Origin of the sequence: Pseudonocardia sp. CA-142604 (genome assembly GCF_050948475.1) — a bacterium.
GTDB lineage: Bacteria > Actinomycetota > Actinomycetes > Mycobacteriales > Pseudonocardiaceae > Pseudonocardia > Pseudonocardia alaniniphila.
Genome location: NZ_CP192045.1, coordinates 3154052 through 3172645 on the forward strand (window position 1 = coordinate 3154052; position 18594 = coordinate 3172645).

The 18594-nt window shown below is 71.3% G+C and carries 20 protein-coding genes and 1 tRNA gene; 18 read left to right on the plus strand and 3 right to left on the minus strand.

The genetic code is table 11. From position 1 onward, the window contains the following. Positions 1-18 precede the first annotated feature (18 nt). The 7 genes from ACQPZQ_RS14515 (at position 19) to ACQPZQ_RS14545 (ending at position 6014) form a co-directional block, all read left to right on the plus strand. The gene (locus tag ACQPZQ_RS14515) at positions 19-795 is read left to right on the plus strand and encodes a pseudouridine synthase (RefSeq protein ID WP_433295888.1); all 777 of its coding nucleotides are present in this window, start codon (positions 19-21) and stop codon (positions 793-795) included. 2 nt (positions 796-797) lie between these two features. Then, positions 798-1160: a chorismate mutase gene (gene aroH, locus ACQPZQ_RS14520; RefSeq protein ID WP_433295890.1), complete on the plus strand. Its 363-nt coding sequence runs from the start codon at positions 798-800 to the stop codon at positions 1158-1160. Positions 1161-1324: 164 nt separating this feature from the next. Beyond that, positions 1325-1999, plus strand: coding sequence for a (d)CMP kinase (cmk, locus tag ACQPZQ_RS14525; protein WP_433299203.1), 675 nt, complete (start codon positions 1325-1327; stop codon positions 1997-1999). Then, complete coding sequence (locus tag ACQPZQ_RS14530) at positions 1996-2637, plus strand: lysophospholipid acyltransferase family protein (RefSeq protein WP_433295892.1); 642 nt, start codon at positions 1996-1998, stop codon at positions 2635-2637. Before cmk ends, ACQPZQ_RS14530 begins: the two co-directional genes overlap by 4 nt. A 71-nt stretch (positions 2638-2708) precedes the next feature. Further along, complete coding sequence (gene der, locus ACQPZQ_RS14535; protein ID WP_433299205.1) at positions 2709-4133, plus strand: ribosome biogenesis GTPase Der; 1425 nt, start codon at positions 2709-2711, stop codon at positions 4131-4133. A 44-nt stretch (positions 4134-4177) separates the two neighbouring features. Next, complete coding sequence (locus ACQPZQ_RS14540) at positions 4178-4837, plus strand: response regulator (protein WP_433295894.1); 660 nt, start codon at positions 4178-4180, stop codon at positions 4835-4837. Between the two features lie 7 nt (positions 4838-4844). Next, positions 4845-6014, plus strand: a complete 1170-nt coding sequence (locus ACQPZQ_RS14545) for a sensor histidine kinase (protein WP_433295896.1) — start codon at positions 4845-4847, stop codon at positions 6012-6014. Positions 6015-6021: 7 nt separating this feature from the next. Here the strand turns inward: ACQPZQ_RS14545 and ACQPZQ_RS14550 are convergent, their stop codons facing one another. After that, a complete protein-coding gene (locus ACQPZQ_RS14550; protein WP_433295898.1) occupies positions 6022-6474 on the minus strand; it encodes a MarR family winged helix-turn-helix transcriptional regulator in 453 nt (150 codons plus the stop codon). A gap of 163 nt (positions 6475-6637) precedes the next feature. Here ACQPZQ_RS14550 and ACQPZQ_RS14555 point away from each other — a divergent pair, with 163 nt between their 5' ends. From ACQPZQ_RS14555 to ACQPZQ_RS14575, 5 genes are all read left to right on the plus strand, one after another. Beyond that, the gene (locus ACQPZQ_RS14555; RefSeq protein WP_433295900.1) at positions 6638-7699 is read left to right on the plus strand and encodes a substrate-binding domain-containing protein; all 1062 of its coding nucleotides are present in this window, start codon (positions 6638-6640) and stop codon (positions 7697-7699) included. Positions 7700-7759: 60 nt separating this feature from the next. Then, positions 7760-8044, plus strand: coding sequence for an FmdB family zinc ribbon protein (locus ACQPZQ_RS14560; RefSeq protein ID WP_433295902.1), 285 nt, complete (start codon positions 7760-7762; stop codon positions 8042-8044). A 36-nt stretch (positions 8045-8080) separates the two neighbouring features. After that, positions 8081-9328: a formamidase gene (gene fmdA / locus ACQPZQ_RS14565; protein WP_433295904.1), complete on the plus strand. Its 1248-nt coding sequence runs from the start codon at positions 8081-8083 to the stop codon at positions 9326-9328. Next, the gene (locus ACQPZQ_RS14570; RefSeq protein ID WP_433295906.1) at positions 9325-10365 is read left to right on the plus strand and encodes an alpha/beta fold hydrolase; all 1041 of its coding nucleotides are present in this window, start codon (positions 9325-9327) and stop codon (positions 10363-10365) included. Before fmdA ends, ACQPZQ_RS14570 begins: the two co-directional genes overlap by 4 nt. A 220-nt stretch (positions 10366-10585) precedes the next feature. Next, positions 10586-10659: transfer RNA gene (locus ACQPZQ_RS14575), tRNA-Pro, on the plus strand. Between the two features lie 49 nt (positions 10660-10708). On the opposite strand, the gene ACQPZQ_RS14580 is transcribed toward ACQPZQ_RS14575, so the two are convergent. Both ACQPZQ_RS14580 and ACQPZQ_RS14585 read right to left on the minus strand, forming a co-directional pair. Further along, positions 10709-11797, minus strand: coding sequence for a tyrosine-type recombinase/integrase (locus ACQPZQ_RS14580; protein WP_433295908.1), 1089 nt, complete (start codon positions 11795-11797; stop codon positions 10709-10711). A 158-nt stretch (positions 11798-11955) separates the two neighbouring features. Then, on the minus strand, positions 11956-12213 hold the full coding sequence (locus tag ACQPZQ_RS14585; RefSeq protein ID WP_433295910.1) for a helix-turn-helix domain-containing protein: 258 nt from the start codon (positions 12211-12213) through the stop codon (positions 11956-11958). 824 nt (positions 12214-13037) lie between these two features. On the opposite strand from ACQPZQ_RS14585, the gene ACQPZQ_RS14590 reads away from it, so the two are divergent. The 6 genes from ACQPZQ_RS14590 (at position 13038) to ACQPZQ_RS14615 (ending at position 18551) form a co-directional block, all read left to right on the plus strand. Continuing rightward, entirely contained in the window at positions 13038-14702 is a 1665-nt protein-coding gene (locus tag ACQPZQ_RS14590) for a ParB/RepB/Spo0J family partition protein (RefSeq protein WP_433295912.1), read from the plus strand. A 500-nt stretch (positions 14703-15202) separates the two neighbouring features. Next, complete coding sequence (locus tag ACQPZQ_RS14595; RefSeq protein ID WP_433295914.1) at positions 15203-15355, plus strand: hypothetical protein; 153 nt, start codon at positions 15203-15205, stop codon at positions 15353-15355. Next, positions 15355-15762 (plus strand): hypothetical protein, encoded by a 408-nt coding sequence (locus tag ACQPZQ_RS14600; RefSeq protein ID WP_433295916.1) that lies wholly within the window; start codon positions 15355-15357, stop codon positions 15760-15762. Before ACQPZQ_RS14595 ends, ACQPZQ_RS14600 begins: the two co-directional genes overlap by 1 nt. A gap of 397 nt (positions 15763-16159) precedes the next feature. Beyond that, positions 16160-16576 (plus strand): single-stranded DNA-binding protein, encoded by a 417-nt coding sequence (gene ssb / locus ACQPZQ_RS14605; protein WP_433295918.1) that lies wholly within the window; start codon positions 16160-16162, stop codon positions 16574-16576. A gap of 274 nt (positions 16577-16850) precedes the next feature. After that, positions 16851-17843: a bifunctional DNA primase/polymerase gene (locus tag ACQPZQ_RS14610; protein ID WP_433295920.1), complete on the plus strand. Its 993-nt coding sequence runs from the start codon at positions 16851-16853 to the stop codon at positions 17841-17843. A gap of 492 nt (positions 17844-18335) precedes the next feature. Beyond that, positions 18336-18551, plus strand: a complete 216-nt coding sequence (locus ACQPZQ_RS14615; protein WP_433295922.1) for a hypothetical protein — start codon at positions 18336-18338, stop codon at positions 18549-18551. Positions 18552-18594 lie beyond the last annotated feature (43 nt).

Genomic DNA, 18594 nt, shown 5'->3' on the forward strand with positions numbered 1-18594 from the left:
AGCATCGAGATGAGTCAGATGAGTACGGAAGCCCGGCCCGATGGGGTGCGGCTGCAGAAGGTGCTGGCCCAGGCCGGCGTCGCGTCCCGCCGTGCGGCGGAAGAGCTGATCGCGGCGGGCCGGGTGAGCGTCGACGGCAAGATCGTGCGCGAGATGGGCCGCAGGATCGACCCCGACACCGCGGTGGTGCACGTCGACGGGGCCCGGATCGTGCTGCGCGACGACCTCGTGCACCTGGCGCTGAACAAACCCCGGGGGATCCTCTCCACGATGTCCGACGACCGCGGCAGGCCGTGCGTCGGCGACCTCGTCGTCGAGCGTGGCATCGTCGACGAGCACTTCGACGGTGCACCTCGCGCGCGGCTGTTCCACGTCGGGCGGCTCGACGCCGACACCGAGGGGCTCTTGCTGCTCACCAACGACGGCGAGCTCGGCCACCGCCTCATGCACCCGTCGTACGAGGTGGAGAAGACCTACCTCGCCGAGGTCATCGGCCAGGTGCCGCGTGACCTCGGGCGCAGGCTGCGCGAGGGCATCGAGCTGGAGGACGGCCTCGTCGCGGTCCACTCGTTCAAGCTCGTGGACTCCACCGCCGGACGGTCCCTGGTGGAGCTGGTGATCCACGAGGGGCGCAAGCACGTGGTCCGCAGGCTGCTCGACGAGGTCGGGTTCCCGGTGCAGCGCCTGGTGCGCACGGCCATCGGCGACGTGCGCCTCGGTGACCAGCGGCCGGGGCGCTTCCGTCCGCTCACCCACCACGAGGTGGGGTCGCTCTACCGCTCGGTCGGGATGTGACGGTGGCGGTTCGCGCGGTACGCGGTGCGATCCAGGTGGACGGCGACAGCAGGCAGGAGATCCTCGACGGTTCGGCGGAGCTCGTCAGCACCGTGCTCGAACGCAACGAACTGACGGCCGACGACATCATCTCGATCGTCTTCACGGCCACGCCGGACCTCACCGCCGAGTTCCCCGCGTACGCGGCGCGCCTGCTCGGCCTGACCGACGTGCCGCTGCTCTGCGCGTCGGAGATCGCGGTTCCGGGGGCTCTGCCGCGCACCCTGCGACTGCTCGCGCACGTGGAGACCGAACGGTCGCGCGCCCAGTTGCGGCACGTGTACCTGCGGGGAGCCACGGCGCTGCGCACCGATCTGCCCCAGTAGCCTTCGAGGGCTTCGCGACCTGCGGTTTCGGCCCCGAGCTGAGATCATCGTCGGCCTGCACGGCATGATGGGTCGCGATCCGCGAACGGCGTGCGGCAAGGTGGTAGGGCCGCTGGCCCGGACAGGGGCGAACGGTGACAGGGCGGTTGCGCGGGGTCGTTGCGATGGACGGCCCCTCGGGCACCGGGAAGTCCACGGTCTCGCGGCGCCTGGCCCTCGCAGGCTCGGCCGCGTACCTCGACACCGGTGCCATGTACCGGGCGCTCACCCTGGCGGTGCTACGCGCGGGCCTCGAGGGCTCGGAGCCTGCCACCGGGAGCGTCGCGCTCGCCGCCGTGCCCGACCTGCGGTCGGTCGTCGATCCGGGCGAGCCCCGGATCCTGCTGGCCGACGAGGACGTCGAGACCGAGATCCGCGGCCCCGAGGTGACGGCAGCGGTGAGCGCGGTCTCGGCCGTGCCCGCCGTGCGCACGGCGCTGGTGGAGCGGCAGCGCGCGATCGTGGCCGATGCGCTCGCGACCGAGGGCGGCATCGTGGTGGAGGGCCGCGACATCGGCAGCGTCGTGGTGCCGGACGCCCCGCTGAAGGTGTACCTCACGGCATCGGAGCAGGTCCGGGCCGCCCGCCGCGGCGCCCAGGACCGCAAGGCGGGTCGCAGCGCGGACATCGGCACGGTGCTGGCCGACGTCCGGCGCCGTGACCGCCTCGACTCCACGCGCAAGACCTCGCCGCTGCACGCGGCCGCCGACGCCGTCGTGCTCGACACCGACGACCTCAGCGTCGACGCCGTGCTGGAGGAGCTGCTGCGGCTGGTACGGGAGAGAGGTCTCCTGACGTGAGCGACGATCTACCGCCTGGCTCACTGCCATGGCTGCACGACCTCGCCCGCTGGGTCGGCACGTGGCTCTTCCTGCCCCTCTACCAGGTGCGGGTGCACCACCGCGACCGCATCCCGGCCACCGGAGCGGTCGTGCTCGTCGCGAACCACAGCGCGTTCGTCGACGGGCCGCTGCTGTTCGGACTACTGGGACGCCGCGCGGTGTTCCTCACCAAGCAGGAGATGTTCTCAGGCGTGATCGGCTGGTGGCTGCCGCGGATCGGGCAGCTCCCGGTACGGCGCGGAGAGCCCGACCGACGGGCGCTGACGACCGCGCTCGACGTCCTGCGTGCCGGTGGCCTGATCGGGGTCTTCCCCGAGGGCACGCGGGGCGCGGGCGAGGTCGCGGCCGCGCAGCACGGGGCGGCCTGGCTGGCCCGCACCTCGGGAGCCGAGGTGCTCCCGGTGGTCTGCCGGGGTACTCGCCGTCCCGATGGTTCGGGCAGGCGGTGGCGCCCCAAGGTGGACGTTCTCGTGGGAGAGCCGCTGACCGTGGCCACCGGTGGTGGCCGGGCCGGCCTGGCCACCGCCACCGAGACCGTCCGGGCCGAGCTGGCCGGGATGGTCCGTGAACTCGATGATGTTCGGAGCAGGACGTGAGTGGTACCGAGGGCCCGCGGGTGGGGCCGAGCAACGACACCCGGCCGATCGACGACGGTGACGTCGCCGCGATGGCAGCGCTGGGGCTCCACCCCGGCGAGTTCGTGAGCGCAGACGACGAGGACGGCCCCGGGTCCGGCGACGAGGGCTTCGCCTCGTCGGATGTGCTGCCGCCCGCGCCGGTGCTGGCCGTCGTCGGGCGTCCGAACGTCGGCAAGTCCACGCTGGTCAACCGGCTGATCGGGCGCCGTGAGGCCGTGGTGCAGGACATTCCGGGCGTCACCCGCGACCGCATCGCCTACGACGCGCTCTGGAACGGCCGCCGGTTCACGCTCGTCGACACCGGCGGCTGGGAGCCCGACGCCACCGGGCTGCAGGCCGCCGTCGCCGCGCAGGCGGAGCTGGCCATCCAGACCGCCGACGCGGTGCTGCTGGTGGTCGACGCGAGCGTCGGCGCCACCACCACCGACGAGGCCGTGGCCAGGGTGCTGCGCCGCTCGGACCGGCCCGTCCTGCTCGCCGCCACGAAGGTCGACGACGACCGGCTGACCTCGGACACCGCCTCCCTGTGGCGGCTCGGGCTCGGCGAACCCCACCCCGTCAGCGGCCTGCACGGCCGCGGTTCGGGCGATCTGCTCGACGCCGTGCTCGAGGCACTGCCGGAGAGCCCGCGGGACCTTCCCGGTGGGGGCACCGCGGGCCCACGCCGGGTGGCGCTGGTCGGCAAGCCGAACGTCGGCAAGTCCAGCCTGCTCAACCGCGTGTCCGGCGAGGTCCGCTCGGTCGTCCACGACGTCGCGGGCACCACCGTCGACCCCGTCGACTCGCTCGTCGAGCTGGACGGCGAGGTGTGGCGGTTCGTCGACACCGCGGGCCTGCGCAAGCGCGTCCACACCGCGAGCGGCATGGAGTACTACGCGAGCCTGCGCACCCGCGCGGCGATCGAGGCCGCGGAGGTCGCGGTCGTCCTGATCGACGCCGGCGAGCCCATCGCCGAGCAGGACCAGCGTGTGATCGGGATGGTGGAGGAGGCTGGCCGGGCCCTCGTGCTCGTTTTCAACAAGTGGGATCTCGTCGACGAGGAACGGCGGCTCGCGATGAAGCGCGAGCTGGAGCGCGACCTCGTGCGCGTCCAATGGGCCGAACGGGTCAACGTCTCCGCCCTGACCGGCCGTGCTGTCGCGAAGATCGCCCCCGCGTTGCGCACCGCGCTGCAGTCCTGGGACCGGCGGATCCCCACCGGCAGGCTCAACGGCTGGCTGGCCGAGGTGGTCGCAGCGACCCCGCCGCCGGTGCGTGGGGGAAAGCAGCCGAAGGTTCTGTTCGCGACCCAGGCCCAGACGCGGCCGCCGACGTTCGTCCTGTTCACGAGCGGGTTCCTGGAGGCGGGCTACCGGCGCTTCCTGGAGCGGCGGCTCCGCGAGGAGTTCGGGTTCACCGGGTCACCGGTGCGGATCTCCGTACGGGTGCGCGAGAAGCGGCCCCGCAAGCGCTGAGCGGGGTTGGGGATGACCGGTGTGCTCCGGTTACTCTCGGCCACATGGCGGTCGACGGGGCGCAGGGGAGGGCGCCCGTCCGTGTGGTGCTCGCCGACGACGAGCCCCTGATGCTCGCCGGGCTGCGCACGGTCCTCGAAGCGGGGGGCTCGGTACGAGTGGTCGGCCAGGCCGGAGACGGGGCCGAACTGCTCGCCGCCGTCGACGCCCACCGGCCCGACGTGGTGCTCGCCGACGTCCAGATGCCGGGCACCGACGGACTCTCGGCCCTGCGCGTCCTGCGGGCCCGGCCCGACGCCCCGCCCGCCGCGATCCTCACCACCTTCGACCACGACGACTACGTCGCCGAGGCGCTGCGGATCGGGGTGCAGGGCTTCCTGCTCAAGGACACCGATCCCGACGCGCTCATCCGGGCCGTACGCGACCTCGCCGCCGGCGGCGCCGTGCTCGACCCGCGCATCACAGCCCGGTTGCTGCCCCGCCTCGCGGCCGGGTGGCCCTCGCCGCCGCCCGCCGGGCTGACCTTGCGCGAGCAGCAGGTGCTGCGCGGGCTCGCGGCCGGCGAGTCGAACGCCGCGATCGCGTCCCGGCTGGGGCTCGCCGAGGCCACCGTCAAGAAGTACGTCTCGGCACTGCTCACCAAGCTCGGGGCGGAGAACCGGGTGCAGGCAGCGCTGATGGCGCAGAACTGGGGCATCACGTGAGGAGTGCGTGACGGGTGCCCTGAGCGGGGGGAATGTGAAGATGAGCTGGATGCGACTACGTCGTCTCGCCACGGAGCTGGCCGTCATCTCGGTGCCGGCGATCGCGGTGCTCTGGGCGGTGCCACCCTTCTCGTGGTCGGTGTCCGCGGCCCTCGTGGCCTGCGGGCTGCTGCCGCTGCGCCACATCTGGCCCCCACTCGCCGTCCTCGCCGCTCTGTGGGGCCTCGCGGGCGGTCTCGCATGGCCCGCCGCACTGGTCGCGCTCTACGCCCTCGGCAGGCGCGGCGCACGCGCGGCGACCACCGTTCCGTGGCTCGTGCCCCCGGTCGTCGCGGCCGTCACCCCGGTGCTGTTGACCCAGGCGCTGCCCTGGCAGCGGATCGTGCTCACCGTGGCGTTCGTCGCGCTGTACGCCATCGCGCCCACCTCACTGGGCCTGCTCATGACCACCCGGGAACGCCTGACGGAGAGCCTCCGAGACCTCGAACGCGCGCGTGAGAAAGCACTCGCAGCCTCCCAGGAGGCGGCTCGGGCGCAGGAGCGGGCACGGATCGGCCGGGAGATCCACGACTCGGTCGGCCATCACGCCACACTGATCGCGGTGGGGGCCGCGGCGATCGCCACCACCACCACGGAGGACGAGACGCGCCGTGGGGCCGAGCAGCTCCGGGCGCTCGCCAAGCGATCTCTGGCGGAGATGCGGGTCGCTCTCGGCATGCTCGACGGGCAGGAGCACACCCCAGGGCTGACGGGCCTCGCGGCCCTCGTGGACGGGTCGCGGGCCGCAGGCGTCGACGTCGAGCTGCAGCACACCGGCACACCCGGCGATGCCGCCCCCGCCGTCGAGCGTGCCGTCTACCGCGTGGTGCAGGAGTCGCTGACGAACGCCGCCCGCCACGCGCCCGGCACCGCCGTCCGCGTCGACCTGCGGTGGCTCCCGCACGAACTGGAGGTGCAGGTCGGCAACTCTGCCCCGGCCTCTCCGGTGCGGTCGCGGCGCGAGCCGCTGGGCGGCGGTGGAGCCGGCCTGACAGGCCTCGCCGAGCGCGTCGAGTCGGTGGGCGGCCGGCTCTCGTGGGGACCCGTGGTGGACGCCGGGTTCGTCGTGCAGGCGAGCTTCCCGTTGCGCACCGTGCCGCCCCCCGCCGCCCCGGCTCGCGAGGAACAGCCCGCGTAGCCCGCGGTCAGGCCGGGAGCGCGCGCAATCGCTCCAGCAGTTGCGCGAGCCGCGCGGCGTCCTGGGCGCCGAGCTCGTCGACCAGCGCCTCCGCGACACCTGCCACGGCCGGTGCGAGGCGGGCGTGGGTCCTGCGGCCGTGCTCGGACAGGAACACGAGTACGCGCCGCCGATCGACCTCGTCGGCCCGCCGGTACACCAGCGCCCGGTCCACGAGCCGGTCGACGATCTTGGTGAGGGTGGGCGGGGGCACCCGCACGTGACCCGCGATCTCCGTCATGGGGCGGCCGGTCCCGTCGGCGAGCAGGGCGAGCACCCGCCACTGCTCGAGCGTCGGGCCGTCCGGGCCGAGCGCGGCCTCGAGGCGGCGGGACATCTGGTACGCCACCTGGCCGAGCAGCTCCGGAACCGCGGTCGTGAGCGCGGACGGGTCAGCCGCAGGCACCCGAGAGAGGGTCACGTCATCCTCCTTCGGCCGCGTGACGTAGCCGTCGTCATCGTAAACACTGTCACCGACGGGGTCTCCTCATCGGGCCTCGTCGTCGGGCATCGTCAACGGCAGGAAGCCATATATCGCACGAAGTCACCTCGACACCGGGTGAGAGCGGGACCGGGGATGAGCCATGAGCCGTGACACGCTGGAAGTCGCCTTCGTGGTACCGCGCAGCGGGCCGGCGGCGATCGTGGGCCCGTCGTGCGAGGCGTGCGGTCTGCTGGCGGCCGACGAGGTCAACGCAGCCGGCGGGGTGCTGGGGCGGGAGCTGCGGCTCCAGGTCGTCGACGGCGGACGCGCCCCGCAGGTGGTGGCAGGCGACATCGACATGCTGCTCAGCACGGGATCGGTCGAGGCGGTCACGGGCTGGCACATCTCTGCGGTCCGCCAGCAGCTCGCGCCGCTCGTGTCCGGCCGTGTGCCCTACGTGTACAGCCCCTTGTACGAGGGCGGCGAGCGAACCCCGGGCGTGTTCATGGCGGGGGAGACGCCCGACCGGCAGCTGCTCCCGGCGCTTCGCTGGATGGCGGGCGAACTCGGCGTCCGGACGTGGTGTGTGGTCGGGGACGACTACGTGTGGCCGCTCGCCTCCGCGGCGGTGGCGCGCCGCTTCGCGCAGCACTCGCCTGACATCCGGATCCTCGACGAGGTGTTCGTGCCGCTGGGCACCCAGGACTTCGCTGCGGCCGTCGAACGCGTCGAGCGCAGCGGTGCCGACGGCGTGCTGATGCTGCTGGTCGGCTCGGACGCCGTCCGGTTCAACCGCGCGTTCGCCGCCGTCGGGCTGGACAACGCGTGCGTACGGCTCAGCCCCCTCATGGACGAGAACATGGTCTTCGCCACAGGCGCAGCCGCCACCCGTGAGCTCTACGCCGCGTCCGGCTACTTCGAAGCGCTCGCCACAGCGTCCGGACTCGACTTCTCCCGCCGTTACGCCGCGCGATTCGGCGTACAGGCCCCGGTGCCCGGATCGCTCGGCGAATCCTGTTACGAGGGCGTGACGTTGCTGGCGAGGCTGGCCGAGAGGGCCGGGACTCTCGGGTCCGACGAGCTCTCAGCAGCCGCCGAGACCCTCGCCTACGACAGTCCACGTGGGACGGTTCGGATGGCGGGCAACCACCTGATGCAGAGCGTCTACCTGGCCCGCGCCGACGGACTGGACCTGGACGTCGTCGCCCAGCTCCAGGCTTGACTCGATGTTTTGATCAAAATAGTTTCATCTGACAGTTTCAGCTCCAGGAGGTGACCAGCCGTGCCGACCTACGCATACCGGTGCCCCTCGGGTGATGACTTCGAACTCGTCCGGCCGATGGCGGAGGCCGCCGACCCGGCGAGCTGCCCCGACTGCGGGGAGGTCGCCCGCCGAGTCTTCGGCGGCCCGGCCCTCCGCAGGCTCGACCCCTCATTGCGCCGAGCGCTCGACGCCGGCGAGCAGAGCGCCGACTCCCCGCCGGTCGTGACGTCCGTCCCCGGCCGGTCCCGCCGGGCCACGCCCGTCACCAGGGACCCGCGTCACGCCCGGCTGCCCCGCCCCTGACCCGATCGCAACCGCACGCGCCTTCCGGAGGTCCTCATGCCCGATGTCGTGTTCTCCGTCGACCAGGCCAAGTCCATGCGCGACCAGGCGGTACCCGGCCACAACCGCTGGCATCCGGACATCCCGCCCGCGGTCACCGTGCGCCCCGGCCAGTCGATCAGGGTCGAGTGTCGTGAGTGGACCGACGGGCAGATCGGCAACAACGACTCCGCCAACGACGTCCGCGACGTCGACCTGACCCACGCGCACATGCTGTCCGGGCCCATCTACGTGGAGGGTGCCGAGCCGGGCGACCTGCTCGTCGTCGACATCCTCGACCTCGGCCCGGTGCCCCAGGAGGTCGGTGATGCCCCCGGCCAGGGCTGGGGCTACACCGGGATCTTCGCGAAGCACAACGGCGGCGGCTTCCTCACCGACACCTTCCCGGACGCCTACAAGGCCATCTGGGACTTCGCCGGGCAGAAGGCCACCTCCCGGCACATCCCCGGTGTCGAGTACACCGGAATCACGCACCCCGGCCTGTTCGGCACCGCACCGTCCGCCGATCTCCTGGCCCGCTGGAACGCCCGCGAGCGCGCGCTGATCGCCACGGACCCGGACCGCGTCCCGCCGCTCGCCCTCCCGCCGCTGGAGGAGTCCGTGCTCGGCGGCACCGCCACCGGCGACGCGCTGTCGGCCATCGGCCGCGACGGCGCCCGCACCGTTCCCGCCCGGGAGAACGGCGGCAACCACGACATCAAGAACTTCACCCGCGGCTCGCGCGTCTTCTACCCGGTGCACGTGCCCGGGGCGCTGTTCTCCGGCGGCGACCTGCACTTCAGCCAGGGCGACGGCGAGATCACGTTCTGCGGCGCCATCGAGATGGGCGGGTTCATCGACTTCCACGTCGACCTGATCAAGGGCGGCATGGAGACCTACGGCGTCACCACCAACCCGATCCTCATGCCCGGCAACGTCGAGCCGCGCTACTCGGAGTTCGTCACGTTCATCGGCATCGGCGTGGACCACACGAGCGACACCCAGCTCTACAACGACGCCACCGCCGCCTACCGGAACGCGTGCCTGAACGCCGTCGAGTACCTCAAGAAGTTCGGCTACTCCGGTGCGCAGGCCTACCTGCTGCTCGGCTCGGCGCCGATCGAGGGCCGGGTGAGCGGTGTGGTCGACATCCCGAACGCCTGTTGCTCGCTATACCTGCCCACAGCGATCTTCGACTTCGACATCAAGCCGTCGGCCTCGGGCCCTGTGTCCGCGGACCGGGGGAGTTGCGCGGTGTCGTCATGACCGGCCCGGACGCGCCCTACGACGTCCACGAGATCCCGGACTTCACCCTCGAGTGCGGCGCGACGCTGCGCCCGGCGAAGGTGGCCTACCAGACCTACGGGACGCTCAACGCGGCGAAGGACAACGCGATCGTCTACCCGACCTGGTACTCGGGCAGGCACTGGGACAACGAGTGGCTGATCGGCGAGGGCATGGCACTCGACCCCGATCGCTGGTTCATCATCGTGCCGAACATGCTCGGCAACGGCCTGAGCTCGTCGGCGTCGAACACGCCGCCGCCGTGGGACCGGGCCCGGTTCCCGCGGATCTCGGTCCGCGACAACGTGGCGTCGCAGCACCGCCTCGTCACCGAGGTGTTCGGGATCGAGACGCTCCCGCTCGTGCTCGGCTGGTCGATGGGTGCGGGGCAGACCTATCAGTGGGCCGTCAGTCACCCGGAGATGGTGCAGCGGATGCTGCCGTTCTGCGGGTCATCGCGGACGGCCCCGCACAACCAGGTCTTCCTGGACTCCCTCCGCTGGGCCATGCGCGCCGACGCCGCCTTCGCCGAGGGCTGGTACGCGCCGGACGCCTTGCCGGTACGCGGCCTGCGCGCGTTCGCCCGGATCTACGCGGGCTGGGGGTTCTCCCAGGCGTTCTACTGGGACGAGGTATGGCGCGAGCTCGGGTTCACCTCGCTCGAGGACTTCGCCGTCGGCTTCTGGGAGGGCTTCTTCCTCGACGACCGCGACCCCAACAACCTCCTGACGATGCTCGACACCTGGTGGCGGGGAGATGTCGGCACCACGCCGGGCTTCGGGTCCACGGAGGAGGCGTTGGCCTCGATCCGAGCCCGCGCCATCGTGATGCCGGCGGAGAAGGACCTCTACTTCCCTCCCGAGGACGAGAAGTGGGCGGTCTCGCACATGCAGAACGCCGAGCTGCGCGTGATCCCCGGAGTCTGGGGCCACTTCGCGGGCGGCGGCGCCAACCCGGTCGACACCGCCTTCATCGACGCAGCGGTTGCAGACCTGTTGGCCCAACCCTCCGGAATCTGACGGTTACCGGACGGTACCCACGAAGGTCGCCTCAGAAGGGCGACCGAGGGCGGTGGTGTCCTGGCCCGGCGCGTCAGAGACTGGCCGGGCCGTGATCCCCGGACATCCGGGCGAGAGCGGGCGGGCGAGTGGGGCTACCGGGGCAGTGGGGGGAGCCGCGACCGGCCGGTGGGGGCGGATTGGCGATGGGGTAAGCTGATCGCGCTCCCTCGGGGGCGGCCGGGACGTGGCGCAGCTTGGTAGCGCACTTGACTGGGGGTCAAGGGGTCGCAGGTTCAAATCCTGTCGTCCCGACGGCACGATGGGCGGTTCCCTACGTCGGGGGAGCCGCCCATCAGCGTTTCTACCTGCGGAAAGGCTGGGCGGGAGGGCTCGTACCTCGCCTGAGCCTGAAGTCGTGGGACGCAGGTTCTCGATCATGGTTTCTTGCTGAGTGACTATCTGAGTGACTGTCTCGCTCGTCGCGTGGGAAGAGGTCGTCCATCGCGGTGGTGCCCTCGTCGAGCACGGCCTGCAGTTGGTGGCGGTAGACCCGTTCGGTCACGGCGGTGCCGCTGTGTCCGACCAGGCGGGAGATGTCCTCGATCCGGACTCCCGACGCCGAGAGCAGGGACACGAAGCTGTGGCGGAGTTCGCGGGGCGTCCACGCGGCAGGGTTGAGGCCGGCGGCGGAGATTACGCGGCGGAATGACCGACGGACGTTGTGGGCGTCGAGCGCGGTGCCGTTGGCCGTGGCGAACACCAGCGCGTCTGGTGGTGGTGGGTGTGGCGAGTGGTCGCGGTGGCGGCGGAGGGCGTCGACACAGCGTTGTGGCATCGCGAGTCGCCGTCGTGACTTGACGGTCTTGGTATCGCCGCCGGCGCGGATCGATCGGTAGACCGCGACCGATGGGGGTATCGGTGGGCCGGCGTCCGGACGGCCGTTGAGGTCGACCTCGTGCCAGTGCAGCGCGCGCAGTTCCTCGGTTCGGGCGCCGGTCAGCAGCGACATCACGATGTATGCGTGGAGTAGTGAACCCTCGGCAGCGGCCAGTACCGCCTCGGCTTGTTCGAAGGTCAGCGACTTCGAGGGCCGTCCTTGCAGTCCGGTCGGTACGTCGCACAGCGCTACCACGTTTCGTTTGACCTTGTCGCGTGCCATTGCGTGTCGCATCGCGCGGTTGAGCAGCGAGTGCATGAGTCGGAGTGTGCGCGTGCTGACCTTGCGAGATTCCGCGAGCAGCCAGCGGTCGACATCGTCGGCCGACAGATCGCGAAGTCGGCGCGCCCCGAGTGGGGCGATGATGTGTGTCTCGGCGATGGTGCGGTAGTTGGCGGTCGTGCTCGCCGAACGACCCGCAAGCCCGAACGCGAGCCAATCGCGCACGGCGTCGGTCACGGTGTAGTTGTTCGCGGCCGTGACTGTGAGGCCGTCCTCGTGCTCGCGGAGCATGTTGCGCAGCTTGTTCTTGGCGTCGGTTTTGGTAGTGCCGCTTGCCTTTCGGGTGATCCGCTTTCCGCGGGAATCGAACCCGAGATTGGCCGTCGCGATCCAGCGCTGCCGCCCCTCGTCCCAATGGAGCCCGCCTTCTCCGCGACTTCGCCGGGATGTCATGACACAGCGCCGAAGCCGTCGGTGTCGGCCTCCCGTTCGAGAAGCGCAACATATTCGCTGATCGCGGAAGCCGGGATCAGACGTGTTCGGCCTTCGCGCACCGATCGAAGCCGTCCGCTCCTCAGGAGCTCGTAGATGACGCTGCGACCTATTGACAGCAGCGCCATTGCCTCTGTGACGCGGTAGAGCTCCTTTTGGCTGATGCGGGGTTCTGCGCGCTCGGCGGTTCCGAGTCGGCGCTCGTTTGGCTTCATCAACTTCTCCAGCAGGGACGGTGAACGGAATAGGTAAAGCCGTCCCTCAGCCTGCTGGCGCGAGTGCCCGCGACGTGGTCCATGCGTGGCCATACGGTGGTGGCTCTGTGCTCTCACGAGGTCAGAGCGTGTTCCCTGTCGATAACGCATGGGTAGTCGGGATCGATCAACTGTGGATAACTGCTGTCAGCTCTGCTGAACGCGGCAGACCGGGGCCAGAGCCGATCGTCGTCCTCGGCGTCTGTTCCCCGGAGACGCGTCGCAGACGACAGTCCACTGGGCGACCGAGCCACGGGCGAACGGGCCGTGGTCGTTTCGACTGGGCGCATCGTCCCCGGGTGAGTCGCGTGTCGGAGCTGGCGATGCGGGGTCTGCGGACCGCCGACCTCTTCGAGCCGATGCGGCTCGAGGTCTGCGTGATGGTGCACGGGCTCGTCGCGAAGGACATCGCCCACATATTTCTTATGCCAGCTGGATCGTTAACGGCTTTCATCGACGTCCGCGTGAAGATGCGGCTGGCCAGGGATCCGGCTTGGCCTTCTGTGGCCGCGGGCCGATTGCCGCGCGCGTTGTCGGCTCCGAGTGGGCCGACGCACCTTGGCATCGCCGCCCGGTCTCTATGCCGATGAACCCGTGCCGGCCCGCGCCGGGTGAACCAGCTTCTTCGGCGTCGTGTGTGTGCATCGCCTGCTGGTCCACGCCGGGCGGGCCAGCCGGAACCTCCGGCCGAGCCGGGCGAGCGCTGCCGAGCGGGGTGCGTCCCACACCGGGACACACCATCCGCTGCAGCACAGCGACAGCGGCCAAGCGGCTAGGAGCCCGCAATGACTGACCCACAGCTCGATCAGCACGAGATCCACCCAGATTCCGGCGCCGAGCTTCACGCAAGCGACTCCGAGAATCCGCTCGGCGAACTCTTGCAGGCTGACCCACGCGAGCTGATCGTCGGCCCGAACATCCGCCGCCAGGTTGTCCTGGACCAGGGGTTCGTCCGTTCGATCCGTGACCGTGGCGTTCGGGAGCCGATTCAGGTCCGCCGCCGGGCCGAGGATGGGGCGCTGGTGGTGCGCAAGGGTAAGCGCCGCACCTTGGCCGCGATCGAGGCCGGCCTGGCCCAGGTGCGGGTTCTGGTCGAGCCGGACGCCGACCCGGAGGAGGACAGTGCGGGGCAGATCGAGCGGATTGTGGATCAGCTCGAGGAGAACCTGCACCGGGCGGGCAATTCCGAGGCGGAGGAGGTGGCGGCCCATCAGCAGCTGCTGGACTTGGGGTTGACGGCGGGTCAGATCGCTCGCCGGACCCACACTCCGGTGAAGCGGGTCAAGGTCACCACTGCGGTCGCGCGCAGCGAGCTCGCGGCGGCGGTGTTGAACCGGTACGACATTCCGCTGGATCAGGTCGCGGTGATCGCCGAGTTCGATGATGGCAGCGAGAAGGGTGTTGAGGCGGTCAAGGCCCTGACCGTTACCGCGCAGAGCGAGCCGGCCCAGTTCGACCACGTCGCGCAGCGGTTGCGTGACCAGCGTGAGGAACAACGTCTGGTCGCCGAGCGGGTAGCCGAGCTCACCGCCGCCGGTGTCCGGGTCGTCACCGAAGCTGATGGGGCGTCGCCGATCAGTGGGTTGCGGCCCAGCGCGGCGGATCCCAGCGGCACCGAGCTGACCCCCGTGGCCCACCAGGCTTGCCCGGGCCAGGCCGTCTGTGTCGAGGTCCGCCGCGGCTGGGGCGCCCGCGAAGCCACGCTCACCACCACCGAGGTGTGCATCGACGCGGAAGCGAACGGGCACAGTGCGCGCTGGGACAACACCTCGGCAGCGCCGGCAGGTGGTGGTGGTCGTCCGGGTGGTCGGATGAGTGAGGCGGAGAAGGCCGAACGCCGCCGGGTGATCGCGAACAACAAGGACTGGGACTCGGCGACCACGGTCCGGCGCGAGTGGTTGCGGACCACGTTTCTGGCCCGCAAGTCGGCTCCGAAGGACGCGGTCCAGTTCATCGCGGCCACGCTCGGTCGGGGCAGCCACGACGTGCGCAGGGCCATGGAGTCCGGCCACGCCACCGCCCGCCAGCTGCTGGGCATGGACGCCGTAGTCGACCACGGTTCGACCAACCCCATCGCCGCCGCGGCGGAGACGGCCACGCCGATCCGGGCGACCATGCTGATGCTGGCGATCTTGCTTGGTGCCGGCGAGCAGGGCACCGGGCGGCACAGCTGGCGCACCCCTAGCAGCGAGACCCGCGCCTACTTCGCTGCGTTGCAGCGGTGGGGCTACCCGCTGTCCCCGGTCGAGCAGCTCGTGCTCACCCCGGACGCCTCCACGACCGACGCGGAGCAGGCGGGCGGTGGCGCTGACGGCGAAAACCAGAACGCCACCGATAACGAGACCAACGCCATGCAGGCGACGGGCCAGGAGGTCGACGAGGCAACGGGGGCCATCGAGCAGAACGTCGACGCGGACACCGTCAGCGACAGTCACCGAGAAGACGGCTGACGCCCATCCCCACTCGGTCGGTGAGGCCATCCACGGTCTCACCGACCGCATCCGGCGGCCCCGCTCGGCGGAGCGAGGGCAACGTCCGCCGTGCCGCGAAGCCGACAACGTTCAGCGGCCCTCATGTCGATTCGTGGTTTCCCCGCGACCCAGGGCGCTGCGACGGTACGAGTGACCTCCTGATGACGAATCGTCTTCGAGCCCATACCGCTGCCACGACGACCAGTAGATCAGCACGTGGTCACACCGGCCGGTCGCGCACGCCTGCTGCTCGGCGTCTCGGGCCGCCCGACGGCAGCACACCGCGGCAGGGCGAGCGCCGACGAACCCGGCCCACACCATGCCAGCGACACCGCGCACACGCCGACCAACCGTCGGAAAACGGCCAGCGCGATCCCGCCGGCATGGGCGAGCCGGAACCGCCGCCGTCCCTGCGGGCCCCCGCCCCGGGCGCGCTGACCCCGGGCTGCGTCACCGCGACGCCGAGCCCGGGAGGACCCATGCCACCCACCCCGCAGAGCACCCACCAGACCTGGACCGACGACTCGCGCATCGACTGGCGCGAGTGCACCGACCGCGACGGCCGTAACGAGGCGATCACCGCGGAGCTACACGGTGTGCACGCCGACGCGCCGGAAGGAGGGCGGTGGTGATGGGCAGGCACCACATCAGCGTCGAGGACGAGGCCCGTAGTTGGATCCTGCCCCACGGAGTCCGTGCGAACATCCCGCTGCGCGGCAGCCACGGGATGCTCGGCGCCCACAACGCTGCGCGTGGGTTGCTCGTCGAGATCTGCAGGCATACCGGTGCGGTGCCGCTGTGCCTGCACTACCACGAGGCCGCGCACCGCCGCGGGACGCTCACCATCGTCGCCGTCCTGGCCTGGGGCGACGACCGGTTCCTGCTGGTGAGCACCCGCACCTTCACCGACTGGCGCAAAACCGGCGACGACCGCTGGAGCATCTGCATCAACGGCCACGACCTCCCCGACGAGGACCGGCACGTGGTCCCCTCGGTGCCCCTGCAAGCGGCCATCGTTGATCGCTGGCTCAACCCGTAACCCACCACCCGCTGGCGCGGGCTCCACCGCGAGCCCGCGCCGGCGCGCAATCACACAACGCTCACGGGGCGCGTGCAGCTCCGGGTGTCGTCCCAAGGAGCTACTCCCGCCCGGCCAGCCTGCCGGGTTGATCGCGCCCATCGTCGTTGCCAGGTTGTGGTGTCTGTTGATGACGCCCGAAGGTCAGCACAGCCCGGGTGGGGCGAGCATCGATGAACCCGGCCCGGCCCATCCCGGTGAGATCGCCTGCGGTCGCGATGTCGGCTGCCATAAGGCGCTGCGATCACACCGGGGTGAGCGAGCCGGAACCCCCGCCGTCCCCTGCGGGGACCCCACCCGCACCGCGCTGAGGCCCCAGCCGCGTCACCCACCGACACCAAGCACCAGGGAGCCCGACATGAACGAGATCACCATCCACGGCAACCTCACCGCCGACCCCGAGCTGCGCTTCTCGCCCGGCGGGGTGCCGGTCCTGACCCTCAGCGTCGCGGTCAACCGCAGCCGCTATGACCGGCGCAACGGCGGCTACACCAACCTGCCACCGGTCTTCCACCGGGTCGTGGCGTTCAACCAGCTCGCCGAGAACGCCGCCACCAGCCTGGCCAAGGGCGCCACCGTCACCATCACCGGCCAACTCGCCGACGACTCCTACACCAAGGACGGCGAGCGGCGACGCGGCATCAAGCTCGAGGCCGCCGAGATCGCCGCCAGCCTCCGCTACGCCACCGCCCAGATCACCCGCAACAAGCGCCCCGACACCGACCCCGCCCCGGAGCTGCTGCCCGAGCCGGCCACAGAGGACGAGGTCGCCTGAACCCCGGACGCCCGGCGGTCCGGACCACCCCGGTCCGGACCGCCGGGCGTCTTTTCGTGCTGCGGCTCGTCACGGTCGCGCGGGCAACCTGGCTTCATCGCTCCCGGAGCGCGGCTCGTGTCTCGTGTCGGCCCGACACGGTGCCCGAGAACCCGGGCCCGCGACATAACCGCGATCTTCGACGGCCCCATTCCTGGCGGGTCGCGGGCCCGGAACCCCGGGCCGTTCTGGCGTGCCGACACAAGCACAGCCGGACCCGACGGAGTTGAGCCCGATGACCACGACGACACCGCGCCGCCAACCGGACCGCCGTCCGGGACTCGGACAGGCTCGGCGGGCCGGTACGCGCCTGGGGAACGCCGCTACCGCTGCGGCCACGGCCGGTCGATACGTGTTCCCGATCCGCCCGCGCAGCAAGATCCCCGCGGTGAAGGGCTGGGAGACCGCGGCGACCCGCGACCTCGAGCAGATCCGCCGCTGGTGGGACGCGCGGCCTTACAACATCGGGATCGCCACGGGGAAGAGCGGCCTGCTTGTGATCGACCTCGACCTCGTCCCCTACGCGGGCCCGCGCGAGTGGGCCGGCGCCCGGGGCGGGTTCGATGTGCTGGCCCGACTCGCGGCCGCGGCCGGTGCGCCCTGGCCGCCGCACACGCTCGTCGTGGCCACCGCGAGCGGCGGCACCCATTGGTACTTCCGTCCACCCGCTGGGGTCGAGTTGCGCAACAGCCAGGGCGGTGCCCGCTGTGGCCTGGGATGGTGTGTGGACACCCGCGGCCACGGTGGCTACGTCCTGGGTCCCGGCTCCGTCCGCCCCGAGGGCACCTACCGAGTGGTGCGCCGCTATCCGATCGCCCCGCTTCCCGGATGGCTGCTCACCGCCCTGACCCCGCAGCCACCTCCGCGACCCTCCGAAGCCCGCAGCCTCGGCCCGGTCTCCCATCGACGAGCCGCCGCCTACCTGCGAGCCGTGGTGGACGGAGAGATCGCTGCGGTCGCGGCCGCCGGAGTGGGGGAGCGGCACACCACGCTGCTGCGCGCCGCGCGCCGGCTCGGACACTGGGTCGCCAGCGGCGCCCTGGCCGAAACTGAGGCACGGCCCGCGCTTACCACGGCTGCCCAGCACTTCATCGGGGTCGAGGGCTACACCGCTGCACACATCTCGCGGGACATCACCGACGGCCTCGCCTACGGCGCCCGGCATCCACGCCGGATAGACGACATCCCTGACCGTGCCAGCCCGGCGAACTCACCCAGCAGAGCCTAACGGCTGGCCGGGTCTGCTCCACACCGTCGAGAGCGTCGACCGCGGGGACAGGCGGTCGTGTGCACTGCAGGTGGTGCCGTTCCGGGCAACGGGTGGCCGAGTCGGCCACCGCACGCTGCGCCCAATCAGTGTCTCGCAGGCGCCGGTCCCTGATGGCCAGCGCTGGTCAGAGGCGTTGCTGTTTCGTGGTCGGTCGGGTGGGAGAGGTGGCCAGGCGTGGCGGATGCGTGGTCATGTGGTGGTGGGTCGGGTCTCCGGTGCCCAGCTGAGGTGGATCGCCGGAGGTCAGCACACCGGGGCGGGGGCGAGCGGCGATGAACCTGGCCCGCCCATCCCGCCGAGATCGCCCGCACGTTTCGGGGCCGGCTGGCGGTTGCATTTGCGATCACACCGGGATGGGCGAGCCAGAACCCCCGCCGTCCCTGCGGGACCCCCGCCCCGGCGCGCTGAGGCAGTGCCGCGTTCCCCCAACGCCGAGCACCGGAGGCCCTCATGACCACCACCCATGAGATCATCGAGTCCGACACCCGCGCGACCCGCCTCACCGCCCTCGAGGCCCAGGTCTGCCAGGCACGCGAGGAAATCCAGGTCGCCGCCCTCTGCGGCGAACCGACACTCGCCCTGGACGCCGTCACCTCGCTGGCCACGCTGCTGCAGCACACCCTGCAGGAGCTCGCGCTCCTCGCCGAGGAAACCAGTCCGCGTTGACGGGCAGCGGGCCCCGTCCACGGGCGGGCCCGCGCTTGCGTCG